This is a genomic window from Dokdonella sp. (assembly GCF_019634845.1).
Classification (GTDB): Bacteria; Pseudomonadota; Gammaproteobacteria; order Xanthomonadales; family Rhodanobacteraceae; genus Dokdonella_A.
In genome coordinates, this window is the sequence record NZ_JAHCAQ010000001.1 from 98,468 (window position 1) to 120,490 (window position 22,023).

Annotated in this window: 16 protein-coding genes; 7 read left to right on the forward strand and 9 right to left on the reverse strand. The window is 70.2% G+C overall.

Going from position 1 to position 22,023, the window contains the following annotated elements; all coding sequences use genetic code 11:
• Positions 1–3: 3 nt before the first annotated feature.
• Together KF903_RS00415 and KF903_RS00420 are read right to left on the reverse strand one after the other, a co-directional pair.
• Positions 4–465: an SET domain-containing protein gene (locus KF903_RS00415; protein WP_291209691.1), complete on the reverse strand. Its 462-nt coding sequence runs from the start codon at positions 463–465 to the stop codon at positions 4–6.
• A gap of 91 nt (positions 466–556) precedes the next feature.
• On the reverse strand, positions 557–850 hold the full coding sequence (locus KF903_RS00420; protein WP_291209693.1) for a helix-hairpin-helix domain-containing protein: 294 nt from the start codon (positions 848–850) through the stop codon (positions 557–559).
• Positions 851–1,030: 180 nt separating this feature from the next.
• Between KF903_RS00420 and KF903_RS00425 the strand changes: the two genes are divergently transcribed.
• The 3 genes from KF903_RS00425 to KF903_RS00435 all read left to right on the forward strand — a co-directional run bounded on the left by KF903_RS00425 (position 1,031) and on the right by KF903_RS00435 (position 3,747).
• The gene (locus KF903_RS00425) at positions 1,031–2,512 is read left to right on the forward strand and encodes a M20 family metallopeptidase (protein WP_291209695.1); all 1,482 of its coding nucleotides are present in this window, start codon (positions 1,031–1,033) and stop codon (positions 2,510–2,512) included.
• Between the two features lie 82 nt (positions 2,513–2,594).
• Positions 2,595–3,026 carry a GNAT family N-acetyltransferase gene (locus tag KF903_RS00430; protein WP_291209697.1) on the forward strand — a complete coding sequence of 144 codons (432 nt, stop codon included), beginning with the start codon at positions 2,595–2,597 and terminating at the stop codon, positions 3,024–3,026.
• Positions 3,027–3,078: 52 nt separating this feature from the next.
• A complete protein-coding gene (locus tag KF903_RS00435; RefSeq protein WP_291209698.1) occupies positions 3,079–3,747 on the forward strand; it encodes an alpha-ketoglutarate-dependent dioxygenase AlkB in 669 nt (222 codons plus the stop codon).
• A gap of 22 nt (positions 3,748–3,769) precedes the next feature.
• On the opposite strand, the gene KF903_RS00440 is transcribed toward KF903_RS00435, so the two are convergent.
• Together KF903_RS00440 and KF903_RS00445 are read right to left on the reverse strand one after the other, a co-directional pair.
• Positions 3,770–7,891 carry a hypothetical protein gene (locus tag KF903_RS00440; RefSeq protein ID WP_291209699.1) on the reverse strand — a complete coding sequence of 1,374 codons (4,122 nt, stop codon included), beginning with the start codon at positions 7,889–7,891 and terminating at the stop codon, positions 3,770–3,772.
• Between the two features lie 84 nt (positions 7,892–7,975).
• Positions 7,976–8,662, reverse strand: coding sequence for a ribonuclease T2 (locus KF903_RS00445; protein WP_291209700.1), 687 nt, complete (start codon positions 8,660–8,662; stop codon positions 7,976–7,978).
• A 107-nt stretch (positions 8,663–8,769) separates the two neighbouring features.
• On the opposite strand from KF903_RS00445, the gene KF903_RS00450 reads away from it, so the two are divergent.
• Positions 8,770–9,267, forward strand: a complete 498-nt coding sequence (locus tag KF903_RS00450) for an SET domain-containing protein-lysine N-methyltransferase (protein WP_291209701.1) — start codon at positions 8,770–8,772, stop codon at positions 9,265–9,267.
• A 114-nt stretch (positions 9,268–9,381) separates the two neighbouring features.
• Positions 9,382–10,440 (forward strand): hypothetical protein, encoded by a 1,059-nt coding sequence (locus KF903_RS00455; RefSeq protein ID WP_291209703.1) that lies wholly within the window; start codon positions 9,382–9,384, stop codon positions 10,438–10,440.
• A 58-nt stretch (positions 10,441–10,498) separates the two neighbouring features.
• Here the strand turns inward: KF903_RS00455 and KF903_RS00460 are convergent, their stop codons facing one another.
• The 4 genes from KF903_RS00460 to rlmM form a co-directional block, all read right to left on the reverse strand.
• Positions 10,499–13,078: a glycosyltransferase gene (locus tag KF903_RS00460; protein WP_291209705.1), complete on the reverse strand. Its 2,580-nt coding sequence runs from the start codon at positions 13,076–13,078 to the stop codon at positions 10,499–10,501.
• Positions 13,079–13,217: 139 nt separating this feature from the next.
• Complete coding sequence (locus KF903_RS00465) at positions 13,218–13,931, reverse strand: VTT domain-containing protein (RefSeq protein ID WP_291209707.1); 714 nt, start codon at positions 13,929–13,931, stop codon at positions 13,218–13,220.
• Between the two features lie 65 nt (positions 13,932–13,996).
• The gene (locus KF903_RS00470) at positions 13,997–16,957 is read right to left on the reverse strand and encodes a lamin tail domain-containing protein (RefSeq protein ID WP_291209708.1); all 2,961 of its coding nucleotides are present in this window, start codon (positions 16,955–16,957) and stop codon (positions 13,997–13,999) included.
• Positions 16,958–17,105: 148 nt separating this feature from the next.
• Positions 17,106–18,152: a 23S rRNA (cytidine(2498)-2'-O)-methyltransferase RlmM gene (rlmM, locus tag KF903_RS00475; protein ID WP_291209709.1), complete on the reverse strand. Its 1,047-nt coding sequence runs from the start codon at positions 18,150–18,152 to the stop codon at positions 17,106–17,108.
• A gap of 141 nt (positions 18,153–18,293) precedes the next feature.
• On the opposite strand from rlmM, the gene KF903_RS00480 reads away from it, so the two are divergent.
• A complete protein-coding gene (locus KF903_RS00480) occupies positions 18,294–19,964 on the forward strand; it encodes a glycoside hydrolase family 44 protein (RefSeq protein WP_291209710.1) in 1,671 nt (556 codons plus the stop codon).
• 43 nt (positions 19,965–20,007) lie between these two features.
• Positions 20,008–20,487: an NUDIX domain-containing protein gene (locus KF903_RS00485; RefSeq protein WP_291209712.1), complete on the forward strand. Its 480-nt coding sequence runs from the start codon at positions 20,008–20,010 to the stop codon at positions 20,485–20,487.
• A gap of 24 nt (positions 20,488–20,511) precedes the next feature.
• Here the strand turns inward: KF903_RS00485 and KF903_RS00490 are convergent, their stop codons facing one another.
• Positions 20,512–21,960: a DUF3089 domain-containing protein gene (locus KF903_RS00490; protein WP_291209714.1), complete on the reverse strand. Its 1,449-nt coding sequence runs from the start codon at positions 21,958–21,960 to the stop codon at positions 20,512–20,514.
• Positions 21,961–22,023 lie beyond the last annotated feature (63 nt).

Genomic DNA, 22,023 nt, shown 5'->3' on the forward strand with positions numbered 1-22,023 from the left:
GGCTCAGGCAAGCAGGGCGGCCAGTGCCTGCGTCGAGGCGCGCAGGCTGTCCAGCCAGGTGTAGCCGACGATGGCCTGGCCACTGTGCGCGTCGCGGAAATCCTCGCTCTGGCCCGGCGCAAGCAGGTGGCGGTAGTCGACCGTGACCTCGGTGCCGGCGGCGAGATCGGCACTGGCAAACACAAAGCCCAGATGCCACAGCCCGCTCGGCACGAAGGCGTGATTGATGTAGCACTCGTCGGGCCACTCGGGGGTGATCGTGTAGCGATCCTCGAACCAGCGCACGGTGGCTGGCAGCAGCGCCGCCGCATCGGGGCGCGCGAGGATGTCGTCGATCGAGTGCACGCGCGCAATGTCGTCGGGCGCGGTGATGACACGCCCACGCGCAACCGGCTCGTCGAGGAACAAGCCTTGTCCAGCGCCCTCGATGGTCGAGGGACCGATGTGGTAGCGGGGGAGGATCATGGGCGCGCCCAGGCAGGCGGGGCGCGATTCTAGTGCAATTGGCCCGCAGGGCAACTTCGGCCGCCGGCGCGGCGGTCGCGCCGGCCCGGTTTCAGCCTGATTTGTCGCGCGGCGGCATGATCGGGCCGATCACGACGACGGCGCGATTGGCCTCGATCGTGCGCGGGCCGATGCCGCGCACCTTGGCCAGGTCATCGAGCGACCGGAATGGGCCATGCTGCTCGCGCCAGGCCACGATCGCCTCGGCCTTGACCAGGCCGACGCCGTTGAGCGCCGCGGCCAGCGCCTTGGCGTCGGCGTGATTGATGTCGACCTGGGCATGGGCGTGGGCCGGCAGCGCCAGCGCGATGCCAACGGCGAGCAGCAGCGCGCGCAGCGCGTGCATGAGCGGTGGAAGAAGGCGATCCATGGCGGCCAGCATCGCATGCGCCGCGGAGCCGCACGAGCGCATCGTGCGCGTCCATTTGCAGGCATTTGCCGCCCCGCGGTGTAGGAAATCTCCTACACGCGGGCGCCGATCCGATAAGATCGATGACCGCACATGCACACAACCGGAGACGGCGCGATGGACACCAAGGCCCTCGACACATTCGTTGGCGCATTGTGGGACGACGAGATCGTGCCGCAGCTGACTGAATACATCCGCATTCCGAACAAGTCACCGATGTTCGACGCCGACTGGGCCAAGCATGGTTACATGGACCAGGCGGTCGCTCTGTTGGAGAAGTGGGCGCGCACGCAGCCGATTCCGGGCCTGCAGCTCGAGGTCGTGCGCCTGCCCGGGCGCACGCCGCTCATCTTCATCGAGATCCCGGGGCAGGGTGAGGACACCGTGCTGCTGTACGGTCACCTCGACAAGCAGCCCGAGATGACCGGCTGGGCCGCGCACCTGGGACCATGGCAGCCCGTGCTCGAGGGCGATCGCCTGTATGGCCGCGGCGGTGCCGACGACGGTTATGCGATGTTCGGTGCGCTGGCCGCGATCCGTGCCCTGCACGAACAGGGTGTGCCCTACGCGCGCTGCGTGGTGATGATCGAGGCCTGCGAGGAGTCGGGCAGCTACGACCTGCCGTACTACGTCGACCATCTGGCGGCGCGCATCGGCAAGCCGTCGCTGATCGTGTGCCTGGACTCGGGCTGCGGCAATTACGACCAGCTCTGGCTGACCACGAGCCTGCGCGGCCTGACCGGCGGCAATCTCGTGGTCAAGGTGCTCGAGGAAGGCGTGCACTCGGGCGATGCGTCCGGCATCGTGGCGTCGAGCTTCCGCATCCTGCGCCGCATCCTGTCGCGGCTGGAGGACGAGAGCAGCGGCCGCATCGTGCCGCAGGAGCTCTACGTGGATGTGCCCGAGGCACGCCTGGCGCAGGCGCGGCGCACCGCGCAGGTGCTCGGCAATGCGGTCTACGACAAGTTTCCGTTCGTGGCCGGCATGCAGCCGGTACTGGCCGACACCACCGAACTGGTGCTCAACCGCACCTGGCGCCCGGCGCTGTCGGTGACCGGCATCGGCGGCATGCCGGCGCTCGATTCGGCCGGCAACGTGCTGCGCCCGTACACGGCGGTCAAGCTGTCGCTGCGCGTGCCGCCGACGCTCGATGCCAAGGCCGGCGGCGAATTCGTCAAGCGCCTGCTCGAGGCCGATCCGCCGTATGGCGCCAAGGTCAGTTTCGAGCTCGAGAAGGCCGGCAGCGGCTGGGATTCGCCCGCGCTCGCGCCGTGGCTCGAACACTCGGTGGAGCAGGCCTCGCGCACCTACTTCGGCATGCCGGTCGCCTACAACGGCGAGGGCGGCTCGATCCCGTTCATGGGCATGCTCGGCGAGAAGTATCCGGGCGCGCAGTTCCTCATCACCGGCGTGCTCGGCCCGCATTCCAACGCGCATGGTCCCAACGAGTTCCTGCACATCCCGACCGGCAAGCGCGTGTCGCTGTGCGTGGCGCAGGTGGTCGCCGACCATTTCGTCGCCAGCGGCAAGGGCCTCACGCGCGGCGTGGCGGCGAGCGCGGCGCACACGGTCAAGGGTGAGGACGGCTGCTGCGGCTGAGCGCCTGCCCGCGATGTGCCATGCCGCGGCCCGGATGCGGCCACGGCGTGGCGCGATGCTGGCTCGCGACAAGGAGGCCTGCATGGGCATGATTCGCACCGCGCGCAGCTACGATGCCGTCGCCATCGCCAGACTGTGCGGCGAGCTCGGTTATCCGGCGACGCGCCAGCAGGTACTGGTGCGGCTGGCCGCGATCGAGGCCGCCGAGGCCGTGGTATGGGTTGCCGAGGACGATGCCGGCGACGTCGTCGGTTGGATCCACGTCGGCTGCTGCGCCCAACTGCTCGGCGACGCGCGGGCCGAGATCTTCGGCCTCGTGGTCGCGGCCCGGGCGCGCGGCAGTGGCGTCGGCCATGAGCTCGTCGAGCGTGCCGGGCAGTGGGCGCGCGAGCGCGGCTGCGACAGCGTCTGCGTGCGCAGCCGCGTGGAGCGCGAACGCGCGCGGCATTTCTACCTGCGCGAAGGCTTTGCCAGCGACAAGACCCAGCACGTGCTCGCACGCGCGCTGGGTTGATGCCGCCTGCCTGGACCTTGCCGCCGGCACCGCCCGCGCGCAGGATCGCGGCATGAACGACTGCGCCACGCATGCGGCCGAAGCGCTCGCACGGCAGCGCCCGCGCTGGCTGGCCGCCGGCCTGCGCGAACTCGAATTGCCCGGTGCCGCGCTGTTCGTGCAGGAGCAGGCCTGGCCCGCGCCGCGCGCCGATGCACTGTTCGCACGCCTGCGCGCCGAGATCGACTGGCAGCCGCTGCGGCTGCGCTTGTTCGGCCGCGAGGTACTGGCGCCTCGGCTGGCGTGCTGGATCGGCGATGCCGATGCGGTGTACCGCTATTCGGGCACGCGCTTCGCGCCGCTGCCGTGGACAGCCACCACGGCATGGTTGCGCGACGAGCTGGCCGCGCGGCTCGGGATTGCCTGCAACAGCGTGCTGGCCAACCTGTATCGCGATGGCAACGACGCGATGGGCTGGCACAGCGACGATGAGCCCGAGCTCGGGCCGGCACCGCTGATCGCTTCGCTGAGCTTCGGCGCCGCGCGCACGTTCCGCCTGCGCGCGCGCGAGCGCGGCAATGCCACGCGGCTCGCGATCGAACTGGGCCATGGCAGTCTGCTGCTGATGGCGGGACGCACGCAGGCGCTGTACCAGCATGCGCTGCCACGCCGCCGGCGCGTGCTGGCGCCACGCATCAACCTGACGTTGCGCTGGATCGAGGCCGGCGCACGCAGCCGATGAGGCCTGCGGGCGCCGGCGCTGCTCACGGCGCCGGTGGCGCCTCGACCTGGGGCAGCTCGACCCGCACGGGCTTGGGGCGCTGCCGCCAGTAGCCGCCCTGGGTCCAGGCCGCGAAACCGCGGCGCAACCAGCGCACGAGTGCACTGGCCAGCCACAGCGACCACGCCAGCATGGCGAGCTGGTAGCTCCACAGCGGCAGGCTGATCGCCTTGGCCACGGGCAGCAGGTCGCTGCTGCGGTCGGCAAACCATTGCAGCAGGTGCTCGCTGGAGCCGTTGCCGGCCACATGCATCTCGGGTGCGCCGAGCAGGCCATGGCGGATCGAGTCGAACAGGCAGGCCAGCGCATACACGGTCAGCAGCGCAAGTCCGACCTGGGCGAAGTTGAACGCCACCGGCGAACGCGGCAGCGGTCCGCGCGCGCGCCAGTCGAGCGCGTACAGCCAGCCGACGACGATGAGCAGGGCCGGCCATGACCAGGTCGAGAAGCCGATGCCGAGCAGAGCCCATTGCCAAGCCTTGAGCGGCGAACGCGGCAGGCGGGCGAGCGCGAACGCCACCAGCAGCATGACGAGCAGCTCGCTCCAGTACAGCACGGCCGGACCCGTGGGCGGACCGCTGGTGGCGAGCAGCCAGCGGTCCTGCGGCAGGCTCTGCTCGAGCGTGATGTTGGCGGCCGGCAGGCCGAGTGCCACCGTCGGCGTGGCGGCGACGCCGGCCACTGGCGTGTCGTCGCGCCAGCGGATGCGAAACTGCTGGCTGCCCGGCGTCAGCGGCAAGCTGAGCTTGCCATCCTGCGGACGCAGGTTCAGCGGTTCGCCGTCACGTTCCACGCCGAGCACCTCGGCGCCGGCCGGCAGCGTCAGCGCATGCTCACCGCCCTGGCTCGCGCGCAGCGTCAGCGCGAGCGTCGTCGTGGCGGCGCGTTGAGCGAGCTCCTGCGTCAACGCCACGGCGTCGATCGCGCGCGTGGCGCCGGCCACTGCGGCGGGTCGGGTCATCGTCAGCGTGAGCGTTTCGCCCGGCAGCGGCTGGAACTGGAAATCGTGCTTCGCGGCATCGGCGTCGTCCGCGCTGTTCGACTGCGGCACCCCGGCGAATTGCGCATGCCACATCGGGCCGACCGCGACGAGCCAGCGCTCGGCGCGTGAATCCAGCGCCGGCGCGAGCAGGTGCAGGCTCGCATCCTTGTCCAGCGTCGAGGTCCACTCGACCTGCCGTTCGCGGGCGGCGAAGGCCGCCGTGACATGACCATCGACGACCTTGTGGCCGGCGCTGGTGACATGTTCGCCGGTCAGCAGTGGAACGCCCACGGTGAAGGCACCCAGATCGGGCGCCAGCCGTTCGACCTTGGTGTCGACAGTCCAGTCCATGCCGAGCCTGAGCGTGCGTGTGACGCGCACGAAGGGCGGGAACTGCTGGCCTGCGTCACGCGCGGGTGCCGCATCGCCGCTGCGCGCGCGCGCCAGGCTCAGCGTGTCGGTCTGCAGGCGGTCGTCGACGAGGCCGCTCGCTTCCCAGGCCTCGCCGGCGAAGCGCACGCGCTGCGGCCGCAGCGGAAACGCCAGCGCGACCTTGTCGCCGCTGGCCTCGAAGCTCAGTTCGAGCCGATGCACGCCGCGATCGAGCGCGGCATGCAGCCTGTCGCCACTGCGCGCGAACGCATCCTGCGCCACGCCGTCGACGCGCACGCCACGCAGTACCAGATCCTCGTCGTCGCCCGGCAGCGGCACCGCGACGCGTGCACCGGCATTGACCTGCAGCGCGACGTCGACGCGGTCGCCGCGCGCGCTGACTTCGGCCTGGGCGATGAGCGCGCAGTTGGGGATGCATCTGGGCGCTTCGACCAGACGCGCCCGCAACTGGTCGAGCAGCTCGTTGCCGGGCAAGGCCTGGGCCTGCGCCGGCGTGGCCGGCAGCAGCGTCGCCAGGCCCACGGCGAGCGCGCCGAGCAGCGACGCGGTGGTGCGCCCGGGCAGGCCGCGCCACTTCGGCTTGAGGATCAGCACGACCAGCAGCGCGAGCAGGCCGGTCAGTAGCACGCGCAGTGGCCGCACCAGCCACGGCGGCGCGATCACGAGGCGCACCTGCTGGCTGGGCAGCACCGGGCCGTCCCAGGCGAGTTCGTAGCGGTGGCCGAGCTGCCAGTGCGGTTCGCCGCTGCCCGTCTGCATGACGGCGGCCGGATCGTTGCGCGTGTGGGCGCTGTCGTCGATGCGCGAGCCGGTGGCGGTCACCGATTCGAGTGCCATGCTGCCGGTCGCTGCCGCTGCCGCTGCCGTTGCCGGTGCCGGCGCCGGCAACGGCATTGCCATGCTCTTGCGGCGCACCGCGTCGGCGGCCTCCTCGTGGGGCGGTTCGGCGAGCGTCGGCGTCGGCATGTCGTATGCGTAGCCTTGCGCCGCTGGCGCCGGCGCGTCGCTCGGCTCCAGTTGCGGGTGCAGGGCCTGACGCAACTGCGCGGTCGCGAACGGCAGCGCCACCAGCACCAGGGCCGCCAGCGCCGCGCGGCGCAGCCAGATCGCGGCGCGCGCGAGGTGTCCGCCGCCGGGCAGCTCGCGCGCGATGATGGCGAACACGATGGCGGCGAGCAGGAGCCACACGGGTGCGCCCGGTTCCTGGTAGCCCAGCAGCAGATAGCCAAGCGCGGCGAGGCCGCCGGCCATGCCGAGGCCGCGCCATGCCACGAGGACGAGGATCGCGGCGAGAAACACGTCGAGCAGGGTCCACAGCGACAGCCAACTGCCATCGGCGCGGTCGGCGCCAGGGGCGGCGACGAGGCGATAGCCGTTGGGCAGGTGCAGTACGGTGGCGACGTGGTCGAAGTTGTCCTGCCAGCCCGTCACCGGTAGCCGTGCACTGTTGGGGACGCGCAGGCCGGCATCGAGATCGACCGCCGGCAGGCGCCACTCGACGCCGCTGAGCCCGCTGCCGGCGCCGGTCGTGACCAGCAGCGCCGCGTCGTCGGCATCGGCAGTGGCGCGTTCGAGTGTCCATGGCTGGGCGGCGTCGAAGCGCCAGCCACGCAGCATGCTGCCGCTCAGCCGATCGTGGGCGAACCAGCCGCCGCCGTCGAAATCGAGCCACATCTCGCGCTGCAGGCGCAGGCGGTTGCCTTCGTCCGCAGCCATGCCACGCGAACGCTGTTCGATCGTGAGCGCGGCATCGGCGCCGAGTGCGAACGCCGGCAGATCGAGCCATGCGTCGGGCACGCCGTTCTGACGCGGGTCGACCGCGGTGGCGCCGTTGGCGACGCTGACGCGCCAGGCCGGATCGGCGGCATAACTCCAGATTTCCTGCGGCGGCCACGGCGCCGGCGCGATGCGGGCGGCGACACGCTCGAGCGGCGTACTCGCGCGCGCGTTGAACGTCAGCGTGCTCGTGCCCGGCTGCACGAGCACGTGCAGGTGACCCTCGCCGTCGAGGCGCGCCGGCCAGTTTCCGGCCAGCGCGGTCGGCACGAAACCGGCGGGCAGCACGGGCCCCAGGATTTCCTCGCGCGCCTGGCCGGCCACGCGCAACTGGACCTGCGTGCTCAGCATCGCCGGCACGCCGTCGGCCAGGCGGCGGTGCACGCGCAGGTCAAGACTGTCGGCCTCGGGTGCGGTGGTCGCACCGCGGCCGAGCGTGAGCTCGTCGCCGTTGCGCTGCAGTGGCGCGATGCGCTTGCCGTCGACATCGAGCGCGACGAGGCCGCTCGACTGCGGCACGCGCAGCGTCTGTGGCCGCTCGCGCCAGGGAATGTGGCCGCGGACCTCGTGCGTGCCGGCCGTCAACCACAGTGCGGGACCGCGTTGATCGAGCACGCTGGCCGGCTTGCCATCGAGCATGACCTGCTGCGGCCAGTGGGCGGCACTGCCCGGCAGCGCGATCCAGCCGTCGGCGTCGAGCCGCCAGCGTTGGCTGAAGTCGGCGCCGTCAGCGCCGGCCGTCAGCGCGAGCGTGCCGGGCCAGGCACACACGAAGTCGCCGGCGCCGCCGCCGCTGCGTCCGGCCAGCAGCGGACAGCTGCGGAATTCCTGGTCCTTGAGCACCCAGCCACGCCAGGCTTCGAGCGGGGGCGGCACCACGGTCTGGGCGTGGAGCGCGCTGCAGGCGGCAAGCAGGGCGACAACGCAGGCAAAGCGGAGCTTGGGTGCGCGCATGTGGGGATCCTTGGCTGGGCAGGGCGGTTGTAACGAGGCTCGCGCCGCTGCGGGGTTGCATGGTCGGCTTGCCTTGCCCGCCACTCAGCGGCTGGCCGGTATGTTGAAGGTGTCGCGCGATGGGCAGGCGTTGCGCAGGCGCTGGCCGCACTCGCGCGGTGCGAGGTTGCGGTCGAGGCACACGCGCACCTCGACCAGTTCGCCGCGACTGCAGTTGAGCTTGAACATCGCATCGGTCAGCGCCGGGTTGGCGCCACGCAGCGCGGCGCGCAACTGCTCGGCCGTCATCGTCAGATCACGGGTCGGCGCCTTGAGCTGCGGCGGCGCCTGCACGCTGGCGAAGGCGCGGTCGGCGCTGGCGAAATAGGCGGCCGGGGTCAGGCCCGAGCAGGTTCCGTGCGCGCGCCATTCGTGGTTGATGAGGCGCCGGCTCGGCATGAAGGCGAGCGCCGCCTCGGCGGTCCGGCGATCGACCTCGGCGCTGCTCGCGCAGCGCTGCGGGCCGTTGCCGGTCTCGTACTGCGGCCACAGGCCATGCAGCACGAAGCCGAAGCCGCGGCGGGCGCACTGCTCGTCGTCGTCGGGGTGGCTGCGGCAATAGCTTGGCGACCACGACAGCGCCATCACGTAGTAGTCGAAGCCGGTAGCGGGCGCCTCGCGTGAAGCCGATGTCTTGGCTGCGTCGCGCGCGGGCTGGTGGGGATGACGGGCCAGCGCCAGTGACGAGGCACCGACCGCGAGCAGCAGCACGAGGACACAGGCTCGACGCATGACGCGCTCCGGCAGATGGGGGTGCGCGCACGCTAGCACGAGCCGGCGATGCGGTTCGCGGTCGCGGCGCGCGCTATCATGCGCGACTTTCCCATCGATCCAGACGCATGACCCGACGCATTGCCGCCCGCCGTTCCCCCATCCATGGCAATGGCGTGTTCGCCCTTGTCGACATCGCCAAGGGCGTCGAGCTGATCGAATACCGCGGCAAGCTGCTGACCGTGGCGCAGGCCGACCGCAAGTACGCCAATTCCAGCGATAGCGGCCACACCTTCCTGTTCACGCTCAATGAGCGATACGTCATCGATGCCAATACCGATGGCAGCATCGCGCGCTGGATCAACCACAGCTGCGCGCCCAACTGCAAGGCGTTCATCCACGAGGATCCGGGCGGCGACCCGCGCAAGGACCGCGTCATCATCGAGACGCTGCGCGCGCTGCACGCGGGCGAGGAACTCACCTACGACTACGGCATCGTGCTCGAGGAGCGCCTGACGCCGCGCCTCAAGGCGATCTGGGCCTGTCGCTGCGGCGCCCGCAACTGCAGCGGCACCCTGCTCAAGCCCAAGCGGCCGCGCCGCCCGGCGCCGGGCCGCACGCGCTGAGGCCGGGCCCCGGGGCGATTGCGGCCAGCGGGGCAAACCCCGTAGGATCGCGCTGCACAGGGGCTGGATTCCGGGCAGATCGTGGACCGCGAACGGGTCATCGCATGCGCCGGCTTGGGTGAGGCTGAACTGGCCCACCTGCGCCTGCTGCTGCGCGCCTGCGCCGACGAGCTGTCGGTACCGTGGCGACTCGGCGAGGAGGACGGCGCCGACCTGCTGGTGGTCGACGTGCGCGACTTCGCCGGCGAGATGGCCCAGGCGCGCGCACGCTGCAGCGGCCTGCGCTGCGCGATCTTCTCCGACGTGCCCGTGCCCGATGCCGAACTGGTGCTGCAGCGACCGCTGCAGCGTGCCACGCTGATCGAGTTGCTCAATCGTGTCGTCAGCGGCGGCGGCAAACCGCTGGGCCTGCAGGTCGAGAGCAATGAGTTCCGCGTCCACGACCTCGGCATCGGCATGGCCGAGGCGCGTCCCGCGAGCGCACGCGCCGGGGTGGCGCCGGCACTCGATGACCTGCTCGCCCTGCAGCGCGAGCAGGATCGGCAGGCGCTGGGCGCATTGCGCGTGAAAACCGCGGCAACGCCGCGCGTGTGGGCCTCGCGCGAGGCCATGCTCGAGGAAACCGCGCCACGCCCGCTGCGTGAATACCTCAGCGGCGGACTGCTGCGCGGTCCGGCGCGCTTCGAGCTCGAAGGGGCACTGCCGATCGTGCTCGATCCCAAGCACCGCCTGGCCCATATCGCCGGTGGCCTGCATGCGGCCGAGGCATACGTGCGTGCGCGCTGGCGCCTGTGCGACTGGGTGCCACTGCGCAGCAGCGAGCTGGCGCAGGCACGCGATACCCTCGTCGCCGTGCCGTATGTGCGACTGGCCTGGCTCGACGTGCTGCTGCATTCGGCGGGCCACCTTGCGCGCCACCTCGACCCGAAGGCGACCTACCGTCTCACCGAACCCGCCGTGGCCGAGGCCGGCTACGCCTGGGTCCATCGCATCGCCTCGACGCTGTTGCAGCCGCTGCGGCTGCACGAGATCGCCGCGGCTTCGGGCGCCAAGATGGCGGATGTGTTCGACGTCGTGAACGCCTACGACGCGATCGGCCTGATCGAATCGCGCCTGTCGACTCCGGTCGACAGCGAACGCAGCGGCCGCTCCTGGTTCGGTCGGCGGCGCTAGGGACAGCCCGGTCGATCGCGCAACGGCGAGGCGACATCCGCGCGCCGCACGGTTGGCTTCAACCGGCCGCGTCGCCCGAGCGATGCGCCACCCACGCTCCGATCAGCGCCGAACCGTAGGGGATCGCCTGCGCGGCGAGGATCGCGATCCACAGCCGGCCCTCGATGTAGTTGATGCCGCTGGAGTTGATCATGCCGACGATGCAGGCGATGAGCGCCAGGAACAGCAGCAGTTCCTCGCTCACGGCCATGAACGGGTTGGGTTTCTTGCCGATGCGGCGGCTCTTGGCGGTGCGCACGAACTCGCCCTTCCGGCGCCACAGGCCCTGGAAGATGCCGTTGGCGATCGCATGCGACAGTCCCATGCTGGCGACCGAGGCCGCGATCGTGTCGCGCCACGAACAGGGCACGCGCACGCGGTAGAGGATGATGCCGAACGCGGCCTTGAACAGGAAAAAGCCGATCAGCGGCACGAGGAACAGGTACATCGGCAGCATGAAGTACTGCGGTGCCAGCACCATGCCCAGCGTCCACAGCATCGCCATCAGCGTGAACACCAGGTGCAGCGCATCGCCGAACCACGAGAACCAGCCGGTGAGGAAGTGGAAGCGCTGGCCGCGGCTCAGCGGCGAACGGCGCGAAACCATCCAGCCCAACCGTGCCTTCATGATCTGCATCGCCCCGAAGGCCCAGCGCGTGCGCTGCGACTTGTAGGCCTTGAAGTCGGCCGGCGTGAGGCCCTTGCCCATCAGCTCATCGACGTAGACGAGCTCGTGGCCGGCATGCATGAGGCGCAGGCCGAGCTCGGCGTCCTCGCAGATCGTCCACTCCGACCAGCCGCCGGTGTCGACCAGCGCACTGCGCCGCACCATCGTCATCGTGCCGTGCTGGATGATCGCGTTGCGCTCGTTGCGATGGTGCATGCCGATGCGGAAGAAACCGTCGTATTCCCAGTTGGTCATGCGGCGGAATGCATTGTGCTGCCATTCGCGGTGCGCCTGCGGACACTGCACCACGGCGACGCGGGGATTGTGGAAATAGCCGGTCAGCGCGCGCAGCCAGTCGCTGCGCACCTCGTAGTCGGCATCGATCACGGCCACCACTTCGGCGCGCGGATCGGTGACCTCGAGCCCGTAATTGAGCGCGCCGGCCTTGAATCCGGGCCAGGGTTCGAGGTGGTAGAAGCGGAACTTCGCCCCGAGCCGTTCGCAATGGGCCTGCACCGGCTGCCAGATCTCCGGGTTCCTGGTGTTGTTGTCGAGGACGATGACCTCGTAGTTGTCGTAGTCGAGCGCCGCCAGCGAGTCGAGCGTGAGGATCACCATCTCGGGTGGCTCGTTGTAGCAGGCCAGGTGGATCGACACGAACGGCTGCGGTTCGTCCGGCGCCGGCGTGAGCAGCTTGAACTCGCGCAGCCAGAACGGGCGCCAGATCACCTCGGTGAACTCGAACCCGTTGATGAGCAGGATCAGGATGATCGCCAGCTGCGCCGGGAACAGCAGCAGCAGCATGGTCCAGTCGAGCGGCGACAGGTAGAAATCGTAGGGGAGGGTGGCCATCCACACCAGGATCGACGCCGACAGCTGCACCAGCAGCAGGAAGAAGAACAGGCCGGTGACGCGGAAGCGGATGAAATGGCGGGCAAACCAGAACATCGGCAGCAGCGCCAGCAGCGAAGCGGCGGCGGCCTTCCACGGCCACAGCGGATCCTCGATCACGGTGCCGGTGAGGGCGAACTTGGGCTCGCGCGCGGCGTTGAACACGCCCCAGTACGCCTCCACGCGCCCGCCGATCTGTTCCTTCCACGGCTGGTCGATCGCCTCCATCACGTAGTAGTCGATGTGCTCGCGGGCGGCGACGTTGAACCAGTCGCGCAGGAAGTGGGCCTCGTCGGCGATCGAGGGTTGCGCATGCTCGCGGCGGTCGCCGTTGGATGGCCAGCCGACTTCGCCGAGCACGATCGGCTTGCCCGGCGAAACCTGGTCGACGATCTCGCGCAGCGACTTGAGCTGGCCGAGCACGAAGCCGACCGCATCCTTGCGCGGCACGCGTTCCCAGTACGGCAACACGTGCACGGTGACGAAATCGACATGGCGGATCAGTTCGGGATTGCGCTGCCACGAATCGAGCGGCTCGGCGGTCGATACCGGAACGTGGAGCTGGGCCCGCGCACGGTCCAGATACTGGATCAGCTTGCGCACCGGCAGGTCGCCGCGCAGGATCACCTCATTGCCGACGATGACGCGGTCGATGTTGTCGTTGTTGCGCGCAAGCGCGATCAGTGCGGCCAGCTCGCGCTCGTTGCGCTCGGCGCGGCCTTCGATCCACGCGCCGGCCATCACGCTCATGCCATAGAAGCGTGCGATGCGCGGGATCTGCGGGTTCTCGTACGAGGAATAGGTGCGCAGCCGATGTGTGTAGTGCGACAGCAGGCGAATGTCGCTGTCGAGCTCGGCTTCGCTCGGAAAGATCAGCTTGGTCGGATCCTGGTAGCGCTGCGAGGGGTTGTAGGCGAGGCCGCCGATGTCGCCACGCCAGTCGGCGATGTGGGCCGGCCGGTTGAGGAACGCCCACAGCGCGATGTTGGCGGCTGCCACCAGCACGGTCACGGCGATCGCGCGCCACAGTGATTTGCGCACGACGGGCGCGGTAACGACGGTCAAGGTGGTGCTCGCAGGCCAAGGTGCGTGAACAGCGCAGCGCAGCATAGCCGAAGGCCGCGCGCACGCTCAATTGCGCCAGGCGGTGGCGTGTGCACCGCAGCGAGCGGTGGCCGGGTCAGGGCGGTGGCGCCGCGCCGGCGTGCCGGCGGCGCAGTCGCCCGACGAGGATCGGCGTCAGCGCGAACATCGCCATGCCGAGCAGCGGCAGCAGTACCTGCGGATGGCCGAGGATGTTGAGCGAAACGTGGCCGTCGCGCACGATCGTGTCGGCGAGGCCGGCGCCGAGCGCGGTCTCGAACGCGATCATCACGCTGCCGCCGCTCACGGTGGCGAGCATGAACAGCCACAGTGGGCAACGCAGCCAGGCCAGCGCCACCGTGACCGCGCCAAACGGGAAGAACGGCACCAGCCGCAGGAACATCGTGTAGCTGACCGGGTAGGCGTGGTAGCCCGCACGCAGCCGCTCGACCAGCGCCGGTGCATGGCCGCTGCCGTCGGCAAACGCGCGGCGGCTGGCCAGGAACAGCGCCAGCGCGCCCAGGCAGGTGCCCAGCGACGACAGCACGGTGCCCTCGACGACACCGAACAGGATGCCGCCCGCGAACACCACCAGGACGGCACCGGGCAGGCCGGTGGCGATCGCCAGCGTCATCGCACCGACATGCAGCAGCCGCGCCAGCAGCGGGTGGGCGACGATGCGGGCATGCAGCGTCACTTCTTCCTCGACGATGTGGTGCGGGTCGAAATGGTCGAATGCGCCCGCAAGGAACAGGCCAAGACCGAGCGCGACGAGCGCCAGCAGCGGCAGCAGGGATTTGAGTCTGTGCATCGGCAATGAAAACGGGGCCGGTTGTCCGGCCCCGTCGAGCAGCGGTCGCCCGCAAGGATAGCCGCTTACGGCGTCATGTCGAAGCCGTCGGCGAAGATGCGGTCGACCACCAGGGTGACGACCTTGCCGTCGTGATCGCCGCTGCGCGCGGCGGTGAGGTCGTTGAGGATCACGCCGCTGGCCTCGGCGACATCGGCGTTGCCATGCGCGTTGGACACGCCGATGAAGTCGCGCCAGGCGAGCCGCGACAGCAGGATGTGATCGATCTCCTGGGTGAGGCCGCTGAACGTGAACGAGTAGTGGCTGGCCGGGTCGGCCGCGCTGCCGGTATCGAGCAGTGCCGGCGCCGGCGCCACGTAGGTGGGCGTGTCGGTGTTGGCGGCGTTGCCCGTGAACCAGTACAGGTTGCTGCCCTGGTCGGCCGTGCCCATGATCATGCCGGTGACGTCGGCGTAGCCGTCACTGAACTGGTAGGCGTTGAAATCGCCGGCGACGATCAGCGGCACATCGGCGTCGCCGACGAGGTCGAACGGGCCGGCCGTGAGCGTACCGTCGGCGGCCTGGCGCGTGGTGCCGGCGCCGACCAGCGTGGCGCCGCTCTGCCACGCCTGCACGATCTGCGCCACCTGGGCGGCCTGTTCGGCGCGCTTGGGTCCGACATAGGGCTTGCTCGGCAGGCCACTCATCGAACGGTTGTACATCGACAGGAACGCGAAGGGGTAGCCGTTCCAGCTCGCCCGCATCAGCAGCGGCGGCCGGTCATTGAGTTTGCACGAGCTGCCACTGGAGCAGTTGACGGTCAGCGTGGTACGGAACAACTGCGTGACCGAATCGACTGTCACGTCGTCGCGCGCGAGGATGCCGAGGTTGATGCCGCCGGGATCGTTGCCCTGGATGAGATAGGGCACGTAGGCGGTGCCGCAGCGCGTCTGCACGCTGGCGGCGAGATCGGCCAGCACGTTGCGGTTCTCGATTTCCTGCACCGCCAGCAGCACGGGTGATTTGAGCACGTCGCAGATCTGGCGCGACCACTTGTCGCGGCGGATCTGGTATTGCGCAGCGGTCGGGCAGGTGTCGTTGGCGCCGGTGCCGGCGCAGGTGTCGTTGTAGGCGCCGTTGTTGGCGCTGCCGTCGGCGACGTTGTTGAAAAGGTGCAGGAAGTTCTGCGAGCCGATCGTCAGCGTGCCGGCCACCGGCGTGGCCACCGGCTGCACCGCATCGGCCGGCGTCTTGCGCACCAGTGTGGTCATGTCGCGCGGATACAGCTCGTAGATCGGCGTGGTGGCCGATGCAGGCTTGTAGGCCTGAATCACGCCGGTGACCGCGAAGGTGGTGCCGGCGTGGTAGACGAAGTCGGACGGATCGTCGTAGTCGGGATTGTCGTGGCCCGGATCGTCGCTGCCGGCGGCGAAGCCCAGGCCGTTGTAGAACACGGTCAGCACCTGCGGCGCGCCGCCCCACACCGGGATTTCCGGATGGCCGCTGACGCCGGGGAACTGCACGCCGGGGCCACGCGCCGGGCGCGGCTGGCTGGCCAGCGCGGCGTAGAAGCCGGCCGGATTGCCGGTGTGGATCGCATCGCCACCGCCCGAGCTGTAGGTGCCGCCGGTCACGCGGGCCTCGTTCATCCGCACCAGCATGCCGTCGAGACAGGTGAAGTTGCTGGCCTGGTAGCCATCGGTCACGGGATCGACCGTACTGCCAGCCGCCATGCAGATGCCGGTGGTCGGGTCGCTGCTCGGCGGGTGGTCGTCGAGCACCCAGGGCGCGACGGTCGGGCCGGTCGCGGCGGTTACCGCGACCGTCGCCGTGGTCAGTTCGGTGATGCCGAAGTATTCGGTGACCTTGCCCGTCACCGTCACCTGGTTGCCGACCGTCACGCTCGGTGCGGTCACGGTGTAGACGTAGATGCCGTCCGAGGTCGTGGTGTCGCCATCGCCGACCGGATCCTGCATGAAGAAGCCCTTGGGTCCGACCGCGGTGACCACATTGCCGGCCGTGGTGACGATCTGGCCGACCAGCGGCGAGGTCGCGCCGTGGCCCTGGATCTGCATGATCGTGAGCGGCGGTGCCGTGACCGTGAGCGCGATCGTAGTGCTGGCCGTGCGGCTCTGGTCGTCGACGACGCTCACCGGCAACGACTTGCTGCCCGGCGTGGTCGCGCCGTCCACGGTGGCCGCGTAGGTGAACAGCTGATGGCCGCTGCCGTCGGGGCCGGCGTCGCTGAACGTGGCCGGATTGGCGCCGCCGATCGCGCTGAGATTGGCGCTGACCGTGTAGCTCGCACTGGCCGGGCTGGTGCCCGGCGTGACGACGACGGTCAGCGTGGTGCCGGCGCCGGGCGCCACCGCTGCCGGACTCGCACTGCCGGTCGCGCTGGGGTTGGTCGGGCCGCCACCGCCGCAGGCATTGAGCGTGGCACCGCTGTTGCGCGGCGTCGGCGCGCCGGCGAGGAAGTCGGCGGCGTTGTCATCGGTGTCGGTGCAGCCGTCGGCCTTGCGCAGGCTGGCCGTGGTATTGCTCGGCGCCGGCGCGGGGCCGCTGCCCTCGTAGCAGTTGGCGGTGGTCGCGAAGCCGAGGAAGTCGACGATCGCGGTGCCGCTTGGGCAGTTGCCGCTGAGCGCGGTGGTATTGCTCACCAGCGCGAGCTTGCCGCCGCTTCCCGCCATCGCGATCGTGCCGCTCGCATCGGGCGTGGGCAGGTCGACGGTGCCGCCGCTGCCGGCTGCCTGCTGGATGAGGAAATACTGGCCCGGCTGCAACGTCACCGAGGCGCCGAGCGGCGTGACCTGCCAGGAGGTGCCGGTCGCGCTCGAGTATTGCACCGACCAGCCGCCGATCGATACGGGCGTACTGCCGGCGTTGAACAGTTCGATGAAATCGTTCCTGTAGGTGGCGCCGCTGTTGCCGCCGCCGCCATAGGCCTGGCTGATCACCACGCCACTGCTGCTGGCGCCCGCCAGCGGCGCTGCACACCCCAGCACCAGCGCAAGCGCTGCGCCGGCGAGCATTCTCGTTGCCTTCATCGTCGCCCCCATCGTCGTGATTGCGTGCGCGGCGAACGCCTGCGTTCATGCCGCAGGCAGCCCGCAGCCCCGGCGGCGATTGTCCCGCGGACGCCACGGCGGCACCAGTGCCGGCGCCGCCGGTCGTGGCGGCTGGCGACCCGCGCGCTCAGGTCGGCCGCGCGAACACGGTGATTTCCTCGCGGTCGTGGTAGAGCTGGCGCGCGCGCAGGTCGAGCGGCGCGGCGACTTCGTTGCGCAGCAGGTCCAGGCACAGCTCCACCTCGGCGTAGCGCTTCTTCATCGGCAGCTTGAGATTGAAGATCGTGTAGCGGCACCAGCCTTGCGCGAGCCAGTGCGCGATGCGCGCGGCAACCCGCCGCGGCTGCTCGACCATGTCGCAGACGAGCCAGTCGACACTCTTGCGCGGCTGCCAGGCAAAGCCGTCCGCGCGCAGGTGCTCGACCAGGCCCGAGGCCATCAGCCCGGCATCCATCGGCCCATTGTCGACCGCGGTGACGTGCAGCCGGCGCCGCACGAGCTGCCAGGTCCACCCGCCTGGCGCCGCGCCGAGGTCGACCGCGCGCATGCCCTCGCGCAGCCAGCGCGCGCGCTCGTCGGCATCGAGCAGCACGAGCAGGGCTTCCTCCAGCTTGAGCGTCGAGCGGCTCGGCGCGCCGGGCGGGAACTTCAGGCGCGGGATGCCGCCGGGCCAGGGTGAGCTGCGGGCCACGTCGGCGGCGCAGACAAAGGCATCGCGCCCCGACTCCAGGCACACATGCAGGCGCCAGCGCGAGTCGCGCTCGAGCAGGTGGCGCTGGCGCAGCGTGCCCAGCAGCGCCGCATTGAGGCCGCGGCACAGTGCGGCGAGTTCGCGCGCCGCGTCGTTGTCGGGTGCTTCGACCACGACGTCGCACCAGCGTCGCGGGTCGGCCTCGAGCAACGGCAGCAGGGCGCTGATGCGGTCCTGCGCCGGCATGTCGCGCGCGCGGCCGAGCACCACCAGCGCCTGGCGCGCGAACACGAACCGATGCCAGTCGGCGGCCAGCGTGGCCGCATGCGCACTCACGAACTCGACGAATCCGCTGCCACGTTCGCTGCGCGCGTAGCCGCCACCGCCGTGGCCGAGGTCGTGTGCGGCCAGTTCCTGGGCCAGTTCGGCCTCGAAGCCGGGTCGGCAGTAGGCGAGCAGGGCAGTGGGGGCGGGTGTCGACATGCGCGCGGCGGCGGGGCAAAGCGCGCATGATGCCTGCGTCGCCGCAGGCTGGCGAATGTGACGGCGTGATGGGTTTGCGGCGACATCCGCGTAGTAGCGTGACGGGAGGCCGCGAAGAGCGCGGTCGACGGGGAAAACACCATGCCTTGCCGCCATCATCGTCCGCTGCTGTGCCTGCTTGTCGCTGGCTGTGCCGGTTCCGCCGCCGCCGCGGTCAACGTCAGTGTCGACGCGGCCGCCGACGTGCGTCCGTTCAGTCCCCTCATCTTCGGCATCAACTACGGCGACGCCGCGCGCAATGCGGTAATCGGCTATCCGCTGCGGCGCTGGGGCGGCAACTCCACCACGCGCTACAACTGGCAGGTCGACGTGCACAGCACGGCCGACGACTGGTACTACGAGAACATTCCCGGTGCCAGCGACCGCAGCCAGGTGCCGCCGCTGGGCAACGCCGCCGATGCGTTCGTGAGCGCCACCCGCGGCTGGGGCGGCGAGGTGCTGCTGACGATCCCGACCATCGGCTGGACACCGCGCGCCGACAGCCCGCAGTCGCATCCGTATTTCGCCGGGTTCTCGGTGGCCAAGTACGGCGCGCAGCAGTCGACCGACCCATGGGATCCCGACGCCGGCAATGGCGTGCGCAGCAATGGCACCCTGATCACCGGCAACGATCCGCACGACACCTCCAGCGCAGTCACGCCCGCGTTTTGGACGCCGTGGATCGCCCATCTGCAGGCCAGCTTCGGCACCGCCGCCAGTGGTGGCGTGCGCTTCTATGCGCTCGACAACGAAGTGATGCTGTGGAACTCCACCCACCGCGACGTGCATCCGGCACCGACGACTTATGACGAAACCTGGGCCAAGGCGCTCGCCTACGGCAGTGCGATCAAGCAGCAGGATCCGGCCGCCCAGGTCCTCGGTCCCGTCACCTGGGGCTACTGCGACCTGTTCGGCTCGGCCGCCGACGACTGCATGGATGGCAGCGACCGCAGCGCGCACGGCGGGCTCGCCTTCGTGGCCTGGTATCTGCAGCAGGTCTGCGCCAATCCGCTGCCCGGTGGCGCGCGCGTGGTCGACTACCTCGACCTGCACTACTACCCGCAGGGCCAGAACGTGTCGATGAGCGACGACGACTCCAGCGCCACCGCGGCGCGGCGCCTGCGCGCGCTCAAGGAGCTGTACGACCCGGCGTGGGTGTCCGAGTCGTGGCTCGCCGATCTCGGCGACTTCGATGCCAACCACTACAGCAAGCCCCAGCTGATCCGCCGCGCACGCGCGTGGATCGACCAGTACTGCCCGGGCACGCGGCTGGCGATCACCGAATACCGTTGGGGCAACGATGGCACGGCCAGCGGCGCGGTGGCGCAGGCCGAGCTGTTCGGCCTCTTCGCGCGCGAGGGCGTCGACATGGCCACGCGCTGGGTCGCGCCCGAGGCCAACACGCGCGTGGAGCGGGCCTTCCAGTTGTTCCTCGACTATGACGGCGCTGGCGGCCGCGTGCAGGGCAGCAGCGTGCGTGCGGTCAGCGCCAACGTCGACCAGGTTGGCGCCTACGCCTTCAGCAGCGGTGCGCGCACGTTGCTGCTGCTCACCAACAAGACCGCCTCGGCGCAGGACGTCAACGTCGCCTTTGCCGCTTCGCCCGGCGCCCAGTGGACGCTGTACGGCTTCGACGCTAGCCAGCCCGTGCACGAGATCGCGAGCGGCACGCTGGCCGGCACCAGCCTGAGCCTCACCGCGCTGCCGGCGATGTCGGCGAGCCTGCTCGTGATCAGTGGCAACGACGTGATTTTCCGCGACGGCTTCGATTGAGCCGCGCCGCCGGCACGCATGCCACAATGCGGCAGGTTCCGATGTGGGCAAGCCCGTGGCCCAAGTGCCGGTACGCTGCAGCATGGTGTCGATCGTGGTCCTGCGCGGGCGCGGCGCGCGCACGCGCATGCTCGTGCTGCACCGCCACTCGGCCTACCTCGACGGCGTGTGGAGCTATGTGGCCGGGCATGTCGAAGCCGGCGAGACGGGCGCGCAGGCGGCGCGACGCGAACTGGCCGAGGAAACCGGCCTCGTCGCGGACACGCTCCACGCCACCAGCTTCTGCGAACAGTTCTACGACGCCGCACACGACTGCATCCAGCTCGTGCCGGCCTTCGTCGCGCGGGTCGGCAACGCCGCCGAGGTGCGGCTCAACCGCGAGCACTCGGCCTTCCGCTGGGTCACGCTCACGCGCGCGGCGCGCGAACTGCCGTTCGGCAGCCAGCGTGACCTCATCGCGCACGTGCAGCGCGAATTCGTGCTGCGCGAGCCGCAGCCGCAACTGCGGTTGCCGCCGGCGTGATGCAGCGCGTGCGCGGCGGCCCGATCAGCGGCCGTCGCCGGCGTCGGCCGCGGTCACGCTCAATGCCAGCTCGGCGTGCGTGCTGCCGTGCGCATTGCGCGCGCTCAAGCGCAGTGCGTACACGCCCACGGCGGTAGGCGTGCCGCTGATCACGCCGCGCCGCGCATCCAGCGCGAGACCGGCTGGCAGGCCCTCAACCGCATAGCGGTCGGCGCGCGCGCTGGCGCGGATCCGGTAGCTCCAGGGTCGACCGACCTGTGCGGATGCGGTGGCCGTGGTATCCAGCAGTGGTTCGCGTGCGCCATGCTGCCTGCGCCATGCATTGAGGCGCAGGTGCGCGTTTTCGCGCAGGTCGAGCCAGAACAGCGCGACATCGAACACGTGGTAATTGCGGCCACCGAAGACGCCGCCATCGTCGAACCAGCGCGTGGAAAGCGGTTCGGGTCCGACGAAGACATAGTTGCCGGCGTCACGCACCGCGAGCAGCCGCGGTATCACCGTGCCGAACGTCGTGTCGGTTCCGAACGGCACTGCACCACGGTGCAGGCGCGGTGGGGTGCGTCGCATGCGCACGTCCCAGCTCACCGGGTTGATGTTGACCAGCGGCATGCCGCGCGAGTCGGCCCAAAGCCGCAGCGCGCGGTCCCAGTACAGGTTGTCGTGCTGCCAGGCAGCCAGATCGTCGCCGCCGCCTTCCCCGAACGTGCCCCAGACCGCAACGCAGCCCGTTTGCGCGGGTCGCCGGCAGGGTGCGAGCCGGGTGAGGTCGGCAGCAAACACGGCGCGTGGTATCGGCTGGCCCGGGAGATATGCCGCCACCAGCAGGCCTCGCAGCGGGCTGTCCTGGATTGCATCGCTGAGCAGGCGCTGGGCGTGATTGGTGCCCTGGCTGTGGCCGAGCACGAAGAACGGTCGCCCGTGGTTGTAATGCTCGATGTAGTAACGGAACGCCGCCAGCACGTCGGCGTACGCGATCGCGGCGGGTTCCTGCAGCGCGTCGGCGCCCAGCGCGTAGGTCGGCAGCGTGATCTGGCGATAGCGCGGCGCGTAGATGCGCGCCACCGCGTTGAACGCGCTGGCCTGGGTCATGAGCATGAGCTCGGCGGTACGCCTGGCCTCGGGGTCATCGATTGGCGCATTGCGCAAGTCGCCACGCATGCTGGTGGTCGGGTGGATGTAGAACACGTCGGCGACCGCGAGCGATTGCAGGTCGGACATCCCGGCCTCGCGCGGTGTGCGCATCGCTGCCGAAGGGTGGGCCGGCAGGGCCAGCCACGATTGCGGGTCTGCATAGTCGGGCGGCTGGCCGGGCGTGGCGGCAGCGCCGGCAGCGCCGCCGGTCGGAGCTGCCGCCGCCACCCACGCGCACGCGCAAGCCAGCGCGACGCTCGCGATCCGAAGCTGCCAGTGCCGCCGCCAGCGCCAAGCGCCGAGCACGATGCTGTGGGTCGGCAATGGTTGTCGCTCGCTCATGTCGATGTCTCGTGCAAGGACGCGAACGCACCGACGCCGCATGTGGTGCGTGTGCTGCGCACG